Here is a 12420-nt window from a genome sequence, read left to right on the forward strand (position 1 = left end):
GGTCCCGTCGTCAGCGGGCCGGAGGACCCGTGCTGTCCCGCACCACGAGCTCGGTCGCCAGCTCGACCCGAGGGCTCTCGATGGCCTCGCCCCGGACGAGCCGCTGCACGGTACGCACCGCGAGCCTGCCCATCTCCGCCATCGGCTGCCGCACCGTGGTGAGCGGCGGGGACGACCAGCGCGCCTCCGGCAGGTCGTCGAAGCCGACCACGCTGACCTCCTCCGGCGCCCGCAGGCCCCGCCGGCGTAGTGCCTCGTGTACCCCGAGTGCCATCTGGTCGCTGGCCGCGAAGACGGCCGTCGGCGGCTCGTCGAGGACGAGCAGCCGCTCGGCGGCGCGGAAACCCGACTCGTAGTCGAACTCGCCCGGCGCGATCAGCTCGGCCTCGACCGCGAGACCGGCGGTCTCCAGGCCCGCCCGGTAACCGTCGAGGCGGGCACGGCTGCACCACAGCTCCGGGCGTCCCGCGACGAAGCCGATCCGCCGGTGCCCGAGGCCGATGAGGTGCTCGGTGGCGCTGAGCCCGCCCGCCCAGTTGGTGGCGCCGATGGTCGGCACGTCGAGGCCCGGCACTCCCGCGGGGTCGATGACCACCGCGGGCACGTGCAGCTCGCGCAGCTCGGCGTGCAGGGGCGAGTCCAGATCTGTCGTGACGAGAATGGCGCCGTCGCTGGCCCGCGAGCGGATGTTCGCCAGCCACTGCCGGGTCGAGCTGGCCCGCCGGTGGATGGCCGAGACCACGGTCCCGGTGCCGCTCGCGTGCGCGGCGTCCTCGACCCCGCGAATGATCTCGACCGCCCACGGGCTGTCGAGATCGTTGAAGACGAGGTCGAGCAGGCCGATCCGCTCGCCCTGCCGGGCGCCTCTGCGCTGGTAGCCGTGGGTTCGCAGGAGCTGCTCGATGCGCTCCCGGGTCGCCGGGGCCACGTCGCCGCGCCCGTTCAGGACGCGGGAGACCGTCGGCGCGGACACGCCCGCCTCCGCGGCGATGGCCGAGATGGTGACGGCGCGAGGCGAGGGGGCGGTCACGTGGTCCTCCTTCGTACCCGCCCAGCGTACGAGCGCGCGAAGCCGCGGTGCCTTGACGGTCCCCCGCGGACAGCTTAATGTCCGTCGTTCAGGAAACTTCCGGAACTTTTCCGAAAGTAGGAGCTCGTCGATGAAGCCGATCCGCCTCGTCACCGCCTCGCTCGCCGCCGCGGCGCTCGCCGTGTCCCTCGCCGCACCGGCCGCCGCCGCGCCGCCTGCGGGCGACCCGCCCCGGGGGCACGCCAAGCACGACACCCTGCGCTGGGTGGCGCCGAAGGGCTTCCACATCGGATCGGCCGTCGCGGGTGGCGGCCACCACGAGTCGCAGCCCTACCCGGATCCGTTCACCTCGGACCGGCCGTACCGCAAGATCCTGGCCAAGGAGTTCAGCTCGGTCTCGCCCGAGAACCAGATGAAGTGGGAGTACATCCACCCGGAGCGCGACCGCTACGACTTCGCCATGGCCGATGCCATCGTCGGCTTCGCCAAGGCCAACCGCCAGGTCGTGCGCGGGCACACGCTGCTGTGGCACAGCCAGAATCCGACCTGGCTGGAGGAGGGCGACTTCTCGGCGACCGAGCTGCGCGAGATCCTGCGCGAGCACATCATGACCGTGGTGGGCCGCTACGCGGGCCGCATCCAGCAGTGGGACGTCGCCAACGAGATCTTCGACGACGACGGCAACCTGCGGACGCAGGACAACATCTGGATCCGGGAGCTCGGGCCGGGCATCGTCGCGGACGCGTTCCGCTGGGCACACCAGGCGGATCCGGTGGCGGAGCTGTTCCTCAACGACTACAACGTCGAAGGCGTCAACGCCAAGAGCGATGCCTACTACGCGCTCGTCCAGGATCTGCTGGCGCAGGGCGTGCCGGTGCACGGGTTCTCCGCGCAGGCACATCTGAGCATCAGGTACGGCTTCCCGGGCAGCCTGGAGGAGAACCTGCGGCGGTTCGACCGGCTCGGCCTGGCCACGGCCATCACGGAGCTCGACGTCCGGATGGACCTGCCGGAGAGCGGGGAGCCGACCGAGGAGCAGCTGGCGCAGCAGGCCGACTACTACCGGCGGACGCTGGAGGCGTGCCTGAACGTCAGTGGCTGTGACTCGTTCACCATCTGGGGCTTCACCGACAAGTACTCGTGGGTCCCGGTGTTCTTCTCCGGACAGGGTGCGGCGACGGTGATGTGGGACGACTTCACCCGCAAGCCCGCCTACCGGGCGCTGCGGTCCACGCTCGCGGAGGCCGCGCGCTGCGGCGCGCAGCGGCCGGGGCGTGGCTGGGCTCCCGGGCACGCACCGCGTTCGGCGTCGTTCACGGATGGGCGCCGGTGAGCGCGAAGAACTCCTGCCGGGAGCGGGCGTCCCGGCGCAGGTTGCCCAGCAGTGTGGAGGTGACGGTGTGAGAACCGGTGGCCTGAACACCGCGCAGTGTCATGCAGGTGTGCTCCGCCTCGATCACCACGCCGACGCCCTTCGGGCGCAGGTGCTCGTCCAGCCAGTCGGCGACCTGCTTGGTGAGGCGTTCCTGCACCTGCGGGCGGCAGCCGAAGTGCTCGACGATACGGGCCAGTTTGGACAGTCCGAGAATGCGTTCGCCGGGGAAGTAGCCGACATGCGCAACGCCGACGAAGGGCAGCAGGTGGTGCTCGCAGACCGAGCGCACCGGGATCGCGCGGGCGAGCACCAGCTCGTCGTAGCCTTCCTCGTTCGGGAAGGTGGTCAGGTCGAACGGGCGCGGGGTGAACAGCTCGGCGTAGGCGCGGGCCATCCGGCCGGGCGTGCCCGAAAGGCTTTCGGAGTCGGTCGGGATGCCCAGCGCTCGCAGGAACTGCCCCGCGGCACGTTCGGCGGCGTCGAGATCGATGCCGATGTCGGGTTCGTGCACGACACGCAGTGCGGCAGCGGGGCGCATGGGCTTCCTCGTGGGTCGATGGTGCGACTGGACGCCGTATTTCACTAAAAGACGTTAGTTTTACTTTGCTCAAGAAGCAACACGTCCCGGGATACGGCCAGCAGCGGTATACGGCCGTTGGCGTATCCACGCTACGGTGGCAGGGTGAGTACGGGAGCGGAACCAGGCTTCTCGATCGCGGCCGTCGCCACGCTGGACGACGAGTCGCGGCGCGGGATGTACGAGTTCATCCGCCGTGCCCGGCGTCCGGTGAACCGGGACGAGGCCGCGGCCGCGGTCGGGATCTCCCGCAAGCTCGCGGCGTTCCACCTGGAGAAGCTCGTCGATGCCGGGCTTCTGCAGGCCGGGTTCGAACCGGCCTGCGGCATCCGCAGGGCGGGGCGTAAACCGAAGGTCTACGAACCCGCGGGCGTGGACGTACGTGTCAGCATCCCCCAGCGTCAGCACGACCTGCTCGCCGAGATCCTGCTCGAAGCCGTCGACACCGAAGGCGCGGACGAGAACGCCCGGCAGGCCGCGCTGCGCACCGCAGGCAGCCACGGTCGCCGTCTCGGCGCGGCCGAGCGGGAACGCGCCCGCCCGGGCAGGCTCGGTACCGAGCGCGCACTGACCCGCGCCGAAGCGGTGCTCGCCGGCTACGGCTTCGAACCCACCCGCGAGTCGTCCACCTGCGTGCGGCTGCTCAACTGCCCCTTCCACCCGCTCGCCGCCAGGTCGCCGGAGCTGGTCTGCGCGATCAACCACGCCTTCCTCGTAGGCTTTCTCGCCGGGCTGCGAGCCACGACCGTGGCGGCCACCCTCGCCCCGCGTGCAGGCGAATGCTGTGTCCGGCTGGGGCGGCCGGTCACCGGCTCCTGATCCGCGTGTCCCTTCACTTGAGGCCGCGACGTTGCGCGCGACCCATTCGGCGAAGGTGCGTGGCGGTCGGCCGAGGATGTGCTCGACCTCGGGGCTCACCCGCTGCTCCGCCGGGGAGCGGCTGCCCAGGATGTCGAGCGTGGTGGCGACGACCGGCTCGGCGTGAACCGCAGCATCTCCACCCGGGCCTGCGCGCGGCTCTGCTCCGGGAACCGCACCGGTTCACCCAGCGCGCCCCGATCGGAGGTCTGGATCAGGTCGGGCGCCCGGCTGTGTGGATGGCTGCCGGTGTCGCCACACCGATGCGGACGTCACGTACGCCGGTGGAGTAGTGGACGAGTGGCTCGGCCGGCGGTCGCAGCCCGGCCGCGGCCGTGAGGGTTTCCCGCAGTTCCACGATCGTGGCCTCGCAGAGCGGCCACGGTTCGTGCTGCACGGCTGTTTCGAGCAGCATGCCGAAACGCCGCGTGTAGGCGCGCCAACGGGAGGTCAGCCATACGTCGTGATCGGAAGGCTCGGACCGTGCGCCCGGCCGGATGCGCAGCTGGTAGGAGGCGTTACCGCCGCGCCGGGTACCGGCATAGCACCGTGTGCCGTCGTGTTCGGTCACACTGAGATCGCCGAGGTGGTAGGGCGCTCCCACGGCGGTGCGGGCCGCCAGGGCCAGGACCGGGCTGGCGACGTCGAGGGAAAGGAACCACAGGCCGTCCCTGTCGCGCGGGCCCTTCACGTAGGTGCGCAGGTTGGTCTCCGGGAACGTGGCGAGCCTGTCCAGGCCCCGCGACACCGGCAGGCCCAGCGGCCGTACATCGGCCATCAGGAATGGGGTGAAGCTGACCCAGGCCTGGTCGTCGTACTGGTCGACGACCAGCCCAGGGGGCAGCAGCTCCTGAACGAGGGCAGGTGGGAAGGGCCAGTGAACGAACGGCTGGTCCAGCCAGCGGGCCCGCAACACCGGCACACGGACCGTCTCCTCCGCGACGACAGACGCCATCCCGGCGGTATGCCCCGGCCGCCGACCCGGCAAACGGTCGTCTCGGCCGGTCGTCAGCGTTCAGGCCCGGTCCCGGTGCGGCTCCGGGCCGTCGATGCGCTCACAAGCGGCCAGGGCCGCGCCGTTGTCGGCGGCGAGCGCGCGAGCGAGCATCACCAGCTCGGCCACTCGCGGGTCGGCCACCCGGTAGTAGCACCAGCGGCCCTCACGGCGGGCCCGCACGTAGCCACAGTCGGCCAAGCACGCCAGATGGGTGGAGACCCGCCCCTGCGACAGGCCGATGTGGGCCACGCAGTCGCTGACCGAGTGCTCGCCGTCGAGCAGGAACTCCAGCAGCCGAAGCCGACTCGGATCCCCAAGGGCACGGAAGAACTTCGCCACCGTGCCGACGTCGTCGCCTTCGCCGAGCAGGGGCGTCACCGAAGCGGTTCTCGCGGTCTTGCTCATCCGGGCTCCCAGCTACGTGAACATATTCGCCAAAGCAGATATTATGCGGGCCAGAGGCAACGAGGTGCGGCACGCCTCGGGAACGAGGAAGGACGGCAGGCATGGGCTTCGACCTGGCGATCATCGGTTCCGGTGGTGCGGCCTTCGCGGCGGCGATCGCCGCCCGGCGAGAGGGCCGCTCGGTGGTGATGATCGAGCGCGGCACCGTCGGGGGCACGTGCGTGAACACCGGATGTGTGCCGTCGAAGGCGCTGCTGGCGGCCGCGGAGGCCAGGCACGTGGCGCTGTCGGCCGACCGGTTTCCAGGGGTTCGGGCCTGCGCCGACGAGGTCGCCTTCGCCGAGCTGATCGCGGGCAAGGCCGAGTTGGTGGCCGGAATGCGGCAGGACAAGTACGCCGGGCTGGCTGCCGAGTACGGCTGGGACATCGTGACCGGCCAGGCCCGGTTCGTGGACGGTCCCGCCCTGGAGGTCGGTCTCGCCGATGACGAGACGCGCCGGATCGAGGCCGGGCACTACCTCGTCGCCACCGGCGCGGTCCCGTGGACGCCGCCGGTGGACGGGCTTGGCGAGGTGGGCCATCTGACCTCGGCCACGGCGATGGAACTCGATACCCTGCCGGAGTCGATGCTGGTCGTCGGCGGCAACTATGTCGGCCTCGAACAGGCGCAACTGTTCTCGCGCCTCGGGGTGCGCGTGGACGTCGTCGAGATGGAAGATCGGCTTGCCCCTGCCGAGGAACCCGAGATCTCCGAAGCGCTCGCGCGGGTCTTCGCCGACGAGGGCATCGGCGTGCACCCCGGTACCGTCCTGGTACGGGTGCACCGCGAGGGCGGCCAGGTCATCGCCGAGCTGCGTAACCCGGGCGGGCGCACCCGCCGGCTGCGGGCCGGCGAGTTGCTGATGGCCACGGGCCGCAGGCCCTTCACCGAAGGGCTCGGCCTGGACGCCGTCGGGGCGCGGACCGGGGAGCGCGGCGAGGTCGTCGTCGACGAGCACCTGCGCACAGGAAACCCGAGGATCTGGGCCGCCGGTGATGTGACCGGGCACCCCCAGTTCGTCTACGTCGCGGGCGCGCACGGCGCGGTCGTGGTCGACAACGCCTTCCACCACGCCGGGCGCACGCTCGACTACCATCACCTGCCGCGGGTGACCTTCACCAGCCCCCAGGCGGCCGCCGCCGGGCTTACCGACGCCGAGGCGCAGGCCATGGGCCACGACTGCGAGTGCCGGGTCCTGCCGCTGGAACACGTACCCCGCGCCCAGGTCAACCGGGACACCCGCGGGCTGGTCAAGCTGGTCGCCGAACGCCACACCGGACGGCTGCTCGGCGCGCACGTACTCGCCGACGGCGCAGGCGAGGTGATCGCCACCGCCGTCTACGCGCTGCAGCACCGGATGACCGTCCACGAGATGGGCGAGCTGTGGTGCCCGTATCTGACGATGGCCGAAGCCCTCAAGCTCGCCGCCCAGACCTTCACCCGCGACGTGGCCAAGCTCTCCTGCTGCGCCGCCTGAGTTCGCCGACGGTAGGAAGGTACGAACCATGACGACCGGACACGAGCGTATAGCGTCCACATTGGACTCCGTCTTTCGTCCCGATACGGACGTGAGCGGAGGATGGCGCGGGATCACGCTCCTGCGGCTCCTCGCCCGTGGCGAACCGGTCACGCTCGGCGCACTGGCCGCCGCGCACGGCCAACCGGTCGAGGATGTTCGCCGGGCATTGGCGACCTCGCCGGACATCGAATACGACGGCCACGGCCGCATCGTCGGCGCCGGCCTGACGCTGCGGCCCACCCCGCACCGGTTCGAGATCGACGGGCGGGTGCTCTACACCTGGTGTGCCATGGACACCCTGGTCTATCCCCGACTGCTCGCAAGCCCGGCCCGCATCACGTCGCCCTGCCAGGCGACCGGCGCCCCCATTGACCTCGCCGTCGACGACACCGGGGTGACCGAGATCGATCCAGCGACGGCCGTGGTCTCGCTGGTCACTCCCGGCGATCTGACCTCGGTGCGTACCGCGTTCTGCGACCATGTGCACTTCTTCGTCAGCCGGCAGGCCGCGCGGCCGTGGCTGGCCGGCCACCCGGACGCCTCGTTGCTACCGGTCGCCGGGGCATACGACCTCGGGCGCGATCTCGTCGACTCCTCGTGCCGGCCGGGCGGAACCGAGAGCTGCTGTTGAGGTACGAGTCGCGGCCGTGCTACGCGGTCGTGGCCAGGAGGAGGGAGATCGCGGGCAGGAAGTTGTTCGTCTGATGCGCCACGACGCTGGCGAGTACGTTGCCGGTGAACATCCGGGCCAGCCCGACCGGGATCGAGATCACGAGCAGCAGCGGCGTACGCAGCAGCTCCAGGTGAGCCACCGAGAAGACCACGGTCGTGACGGCGAAGACGAGCCAGCGGTTCCATCGCCAGTGCTCCAGCGCACGCCACAGCACGCCGCGGTAGACGATCTCCTCGCCGAGCGGCGCGAGCAGCCACACGCCCAGGAAGACGGCCACGGCGATGCCCGGGGCGAGTTGCCTGCCCGCGAAAGCCTCACCGACCGCCGAGTTGGCGTCGCTACCGGCCCAGGCCGCCCACAGCGCTGCCGCCGGCACGGTGATCAGCAGGCCACCGAGCCCGATCAGCAGCCCGGTGCCCATGTCGCGCAAGTTCCAGTGGATCGCCAGCTCCCGGCGGACGCGGTGTTCCCGGGAGCCGCCGCCCAGCAGTGCCGTGCCGGCCAGCGCGATCAGCGCGGCCAGCAGTGTCGGGACGACCAGCAGCGTCACCAGCGGCCCGATCGGCAGTCTTTGCTGCTCGGCCAGGCTCGGGTCGTTCGCGGCGAACGGGACGAGCAGGAACACCGACGCCAGCAGCCATGTCACCTCCGCGGCGAGGAACACGAGCAGCATGAGCAGCCCCACCCGCACGCCCCGTGCGGGTGCGGCCTCGCGCCGGGCGAGCAGAGAACTCCGCACTGACCGACCTCCTACCTGAACGCTTACCAGGCGGGTTCCCGGTAGCGCCGCCCCTGACGCGGGTCAGGCGCCGTCCCGGTCACCTGAAGCCTGCGCCTGCTCGGCGGCCTTCTGCGCCAGCGGCCGGAGGGTGTCCACCAGCCGCATGATCTCGATGGGCAGCGGGAAGATCAGTGTGGAGTTCCGTTCATCGGTGATGTCGGCCATCGTGGACAGCACGCGCAGCTGCATCGCCGCGGGATGTTCCTCCAGGACACCGGCCGCGTCCCCCAGCGTCTCGGCCGCCTCCATCTCACCCTTGGCGTGGATGACCTTGGCGCGACGTTCGCGCTCGGCCTCGGCCTGCCGGGCCATCGCGCGGCGCATGGCCTGTGGCAGCTCGACGTGCTTGACCTCCACGTGGTCGACCTTGACGCCCCACGGGTTGGTCACCTCGTCGATGATCTGTTGCAGCCGCTGGTTGATCTCGTCACGGTTGACCAGCAGCTCGTCCAGGTCGATCTGGCCGAGAATGCTCCGCAGCGTCGTCTGCGCCATCTGCGAGGTGCCGCCCACATGGTCCTCGATGGAGATCACCGAACGCACCGGGTCGACGACATGGAAGTAGGCCACCGCGTTCACGGAGACGGTCACGTTGTCCTTGGTGATCACGTCCTGGGGAGGAATGTCCATGGTGATTGTGCGCAGCGAGACCTTCACCATCCGGTCGACGATCGGGATGATGAAGAACAGGCCGGGGCCCTTCGCGTCGATCACCCGTCCCAGCCGGAAGATCACCCCACGTTCGTATTCCGGCACGATGCGCACAGCCGCGAATAACACCGCCAGCACGAACAGTGCGGCGATTCCCCAGCCGATCAGCGTTGCGTTCATTGCTCCTCCTCGTCGACAGGTTCGACGAGCAGCGTCAGGTCCTGCACGTCGACGACTCTCACCCGCTGACCGTCGGAGAGCGGGCCGCTCCGGCTCCGCACGTTCCACCACGTGCCCTCGACTCGCGCCCGGCCACGCTCGTCCCTGGCATCCCGCACCACCGTTTCCTGCCCCGCCATGGCGCTCTCGCCGCTGACCGGCTCGGCGCGGCGGGCCCGTAGCGCCAGCCTGCCCGCGAGCACGGTGCCGGCGCCGACCGCCACGGCCACGGGCCACAGCACGGCCGGGTCCACCGTCAACGGCCTGTCGAAGAGGAACAGCCCCGACACCCCCAGCGCGATCGCGCCGCCACCGGCGAAGACGCCGATGCCGGGAGTGAAGATCTCGGCGACCAGCAATGCGACGGCCAGCACCAGCAGCAGGATTCCGGCGACGTTCACCGGCAGGACGCTGAGCGCGGCGAAGCCGAGGATCAGCAGGACGGCGCCGATGACGCCGCCGAGCCCGGCGCCGGGAGTGGCCAGCTCGTAGATGGCCGCGAGGCTGCCGAGGGAGATGAACAGGAACGCCAGGTTCGGGTCGGCCAGGGTCTGCAGTATCCGCGTGAACAACCCCATCTCGTGGTTCACCACCGGTGCGCCCTGCGTGCGCAGGGTCACCGCCGTGGAGTCCGCGAGCGTCACGGTCCGCCCGTCGAGGGCGGCGAACAGAGCCGAACGATCGGCGGCCATCAGGTCGGCCACGTTCATCCGCACCGCCTGCTCCGCGGCCACCGCCCTGCCTTCCCGCACGGCGGCCTCGGCGAACTCGACACTGCGGCCGCGTTCCCGTGCGACCGACTCGGCGAACGCGGCCGCGTCGTTGATCACCTTGTCGGTGATCTCGCCGCCCTGCAGGTCGACGGGTGTGGCGGCGCCGATGCTGGTACCGGGCGCCATCGCCAGGGTGTGGGCGGAGAAGCCGATCAGCGCACCCGCGGATGCCGCTCTGGCTCCCGACGGCGAGACATGGACGATCACCGGGACCTCCGCGCCCAGGAAGGTCTGCACGATCTCCCGCATCGAGGTGCTCAGCCCGCCCGGCGTGTCCAGCTCGACCAGGAACGCCTGGTGGCGTTCGTCTTCGGCGCGCCGCACCCCGTCCACAAGGTGGTCGGCCACGATGGGGGTGATCTGCTCGTCGACCCGTGCCGTCAGCACACTCCGCTGCTGCTCCTGCTGCCGTTCCGCGGGGGCGGCGGGCGAATCGAGTGCCCCGAGCATCGGCCAGGCACAGGCCAGCACACCCGCGGCCACAATGACACGCGCGGCTGCTGCGCCGAGCCAGGTCGGCCTCCTCACCAGTCGTCCAGCCTGGGCATCGTGTCCACTCCCCACGGGTCGGGCTAACGCGACATACGGGAGCTGACGAACAGGTCCGCACAATCTGGATGACCGCGTTCGCCCGGACGCAAACCAGTAGCGGAACGACTCGCCGCCCCGGCGCCGGGGCCCGCGGGGCCGGCACGCCGTGACCCCGCGGGCGCTCTGGTCAGCGCACCTTGCCGAAGAACTCGCGAACGTCGACGGCGAGCAGGTCCGGCGCCTCCATCGCGGCGAAGTGCCCGCCGCGGTCGTACTCCGACCAGTGCACGACGTTGTTCTGCTGTTCGGCGATCGCCCGGACCGTGCCGTCCCCCGGGAACAACGCGCATCCGGTCGGCACCCCGGAGCTCTCCAGCGGAGCGCCCCACTGCTGCGACTCCTTGTAGATCCGGATCGACGACGCCAGGGTCCCGGTCAGCCAGTAGATCGTCACGTTGGTGAGCAGCGCGTCCCTGCCGACCGCGTCCTCGGGCAGTTGCTTCGCCGGGTTGGAGAAGATGTGGAACATGTCGGCCAGCCAGCCGAGCAGTCCGGCCGGCGAGTCGTGCAGGCCGAAGGCCAGCGACTGCGGCCGGGTGGACTGTATCGCCGCGTAGCCGCCGACCTCCTCGAATGCCTGCAGCTCCGCCAGCCGCCGCTGGTCCGCTTCGTCGTATCCGCTGGTGTCCTCGTCCCAGCCCCGATGGTGAGCAGTCCGTTGACGTGCACACCGGCAACGTGCTCGGTGTCGATCCGGCCGAGCTGCGGAGAGACGAACGACCCCAGGTCGCCGCCCTGCGCGCCGTACCGGTCGTAGCCGAGCCGGGCCATCAGCTCGGCTGTCACCTCGGCGTACCGATCGCTGTTGGCGTCCCCTGCCTTGCGCGTCGGGCCGGAGAAGGCGAACCCGGGCGGTGACGGGATGACCAGGTGGAACGCGTCGGCAGGGTCACCGCCGTGCGCGCGTGGATCGGTCAACGGATCGATCACGTCGAGGAACTCCGCGAATGTCGCGGCCCAGCCGTGCACCATGACCAGCGGCAGCGCGTCCGGCTCGGGCGAGCGGACGTGCAGGAAGTGGACCCGCTGCCCGTGGATCTCCGTGACGAACTGCGGGTAGGAGTTCAGCCTCGTCTCCTGGGCTCGCCAGTCGAAGCTCGTCCGCCAGTACTCGGCGAGCTCCTTCAGGTACGAGACGGGCACGCCGTAGCTCCAGCCGACGTCCGGGAGCTCGTCGGGCCAGCGGGTGCCGGCCAGTCTCGCGTTGAGATCGTCGAGTTGAGTCTGTGGGATATCGATGCGGAAGGGCCTGATGCCCTGCTGAGTGCCTGCCATGGAGCTGACGCTAAGGGCGTTTTAGGACACTTCTCGTCCTGATTGCGGCGATCAACGCCGCTGGCCCGACAGCGCCTTCGCCGGCGTTGTGTGGCTGGTCGGCTCTCGTGAGTGCGCACGCGAGTTAGAACGCTGTTACGCACTCACGAGCGGTGACCTGCGATGCCAGGCGATTCTTGATTCGTTCCAGAAAGTAGGGCACACTGCCGGGCGTGCCCACGACGTCGGACTTCGAGCGCATGTTACGCGGGGTTGCCCTCCGTGTGACACGTCCTCGGATAGCCGTGCTGTCCGCCGTGCACAACCACCCGCACGCCGACACGGACTCGATCATCGGTGTCGTGCGTGAGGACCTCAGTGAGGTGTCCCACCAGGCGGTCTACGACGTGCTGCGCGCGCTGACCGCCGCGGGGCTCCTACGGCGTATCCAGCCGATGGGTTCCGTGGCGCGCTACGAGGCGCGGGTTGGGGACAACCATCACCACCTGGTGTGCCGGTCGTGCCGGGCCATTGCCGATGTCGACTGTGTGGTCGGCGAGGCGCCGTGCCTTGGCGCGTCCGACGACCACGGCTTCGCGATCGACGAGGCCGAGATCATCTATTGGGGTCTGTGCCCCGACTGTTCCACCGTACGCAGTTCCTGATCGAACGCTGAT

The 12420-nt window shown here is 70.3% G+C and carries 14 protein-coding genes; 5 read left to right on the top strand and 9 right to left on the bottom strand.

Annotated elements, in window-relative coordinates; translation table 11 throughout:
• Nucleotides 1-10: 10 nt before the first annotated feature.
• Nucleotides 11-1030: a LacI family DNA-binding transcriptional regulator gene (locus tag JAP66_RS01710; protein ID WP_199429508.1), complete on the bottom strand. Its 1020-nt coding sequence runs from the start codon at nucleotides 1028-1030 to the stop codon at nucleotides 11-13.
• Nucleotides 1031-1160: 130 nt separating this feature from the next.
• Between JAP66_RS01710 and JAP66_RS01715 the strand changes: the two genes are divergently transcribed.
• Nucleotides 1161-2363: an endo-1,4-beta-xylanase gene (locus JAP66_RS01715; protein WP_199429510.1), complete on the top strand. Its 1203-nt coding sequence runs from the start codon at nucleotides 1161-1163 to the stop codon at nucleotides 2361-2363.
• On the opposite strand, the gene folE is transcribed toward JAP66_RS01715, so the two are convergent.
• On the bottom strand, nucleotides 2344-2943 hold the full coding sequence (folE, locus tag JAP66_RS01720; RefSeq protein ID WP_199429512.1) for a GTP cyclohydrolase I FolE: 600 nt from the start codon (nucleotides 2941-2943) through the stop codon (nucleotides 2344-2346). The two genes, JAP66_RS01715 and folE, sit on opposite strands and share 20 nt — an antisense overlap.
• Nucleotides 2944-3159: 216 nt before the next feature.
• Between folE and JAP66_RS01725 the strand changes: the two genes are divergently transcribed.
• Complete coding sequence (locus JAP66_RS01725; RefSeq protein ID WP_235998705.1) at nucleotides 3160-3801, top strand: helix-turn-helix transcriptional regulator; 642 nt, start codon at nucleotides 3160-3162, stop codon at nucleotides 3799-3801.
• A gap of 253 nt (nucleotides 3802-4054) precedes the next feature.
• On the opposite strand, the gene JAP66_RS01730 is transcribed toward JAP66_RS01725, so the two are convergent.
• On the bottom strand, nucleotides 4055-4795 hold the full coding sequence (locus tag JAP66_RS01730; RefSeq protein WP_199429514.1) for a YqjF family protein: 741 nt from the start codon (nucleotides 4793-4795) through the stop codon (nucleotides 4055-4057).
• Between the two features lie 60 nt (nucleotides 4796-4855).
• Entirely contained in the window at nucleotides 4856-5242 is a 387-nt protein-coding gene (locus tag JAP66_RS01735; protein WP_199429516.1) for an ArsR/SmtB family transcription factor, read from the bottom strand.
• 101 nt (nucleotides 5243-5343) lie between these two features.
• On the opposite strand from JAP66_RS01735, the gene merA reads away from it, so the two are divergent.
• On the top strand, nucleotides 5344-6759 hold the full coding sequence (gene merA / locus JAP66_RS01740) for a mercury(II) reductase (RefSeq protein WP_199429518.1): 1416 nt from the start codon (nucleotides 5344-5346) through the stop codon (nucleotides 6757-6759).
• A 28-nt stretch (nucleotides 6760-6787) separates the two neighbouring features.
• Nucleotides 6788-7432, top strand: coding sequence for an organomercurial lyase MerB (merB, locus tag JAP66_RS01745; RefSeq protein WP_199429520.1), 645 nt, complete (start codon nucleotides 6788-6790; stop codon nucleotides 7430-7432).
• Between the two features lie 19 nt (nucleotides 7433-7451).
• Here merB and JAP66_RS01750 read toward each other — a convergent pair whose 3' ends face one another.
• From JAP66_RS01750 to JAP66_RS01765, 5 genes are all read right to left on the bottom strand, one after another.
• Nucleotides 7452-8213 (bottom strand): CPBP family intramembrane glutamic endopeptidase, encoded by a 762-nt coding sequence (locus JAP66_RS01750; protein WP_307849395.1) that lies wholly within the window; start codon nucleotides 8211-8213, stop codon nucleotides 7452-7454.
• Nucleotides 8214-8276: 63 nt separating this feature from the next.
• Nucleotides 8277-9086, bottom strand: a complete 810-nt coding sequence (locus JAP66_RS01755) for a slipin family protein (protein WP_199429522.1) — start codon at nucleotides 9084-9086, stop codon at nucleotides 8277-8279.
• Nucleotides 9083-10426 carry an NfeD family protein gene (locus JAP66_RS32855; RefSeq protein WP_199429524.1) on the bottom strand — a complete coding sequence of 448 codons (1344 nt, stop codon included), beginning with the start codon at nucleotides 10424-10426 and terminating at the stop codon, nucleotides 9083-9085. The genes JAP66_RS01755 and JAP66_RS32855 overlap by 4 nt, the downstream gene beginning before the upstream one ends.
• A gap of 190 nt (nucleotides 10427-10616) precedes the next feature.
• A complete protein-coding gene (locus JAP66_RS32860) occupies nucleotides 10617-10958 on the bottom strand; it encodes a hypothetical protein (protein ID WP_307849396.1) in 342 nt (113 codons plus the stop codon).
• Nucleotides 10880-11764, bottom strand: a complete 885-nt coding sequence (locus JAP66_RS01765) for an epoxide hydrolase family protein (RefSeq protein ID WP_307849397.1) — start codon at nucleotides 11762-11764, stop codon at nucleotides 10880-10882. The genes JAP66_RS32860 and JAP66_RS01765 overlap by 79 nt, the downstream gene beginning before the upstream one ends.
• A gap of 212 nt (nucleotides 11765-11976) precedes the next feature.
• Here JAP66_RS01765 and JAP66_RS01770 point away from each other — a divergent pair, with 212 nt between their 5' ends.
• Nucleotides 11977-12408, top strand: coding sequence for a Fur family transcriptional regulator (locus tag JAP66_RS01770; protein WP_199429526.1), 432 nt, complete (start codon nucleotides 11977-11979; stop codon nucleotides 12406-12408).
• Nucleotides 12409-12420 lie beyond the last annotated feature (12 nt).

Origin of the sequence: Qaidamihabitans albus (assembly GCF_016464705.1) — a bacterium.
Taxonomy (GTDB): Bacteria; Actinomycetota; Actinomycetes; order Mycobacteriales; family Pseudonocardiaceae; genus Qaidamihabitans; species Qaidamihabitans albus.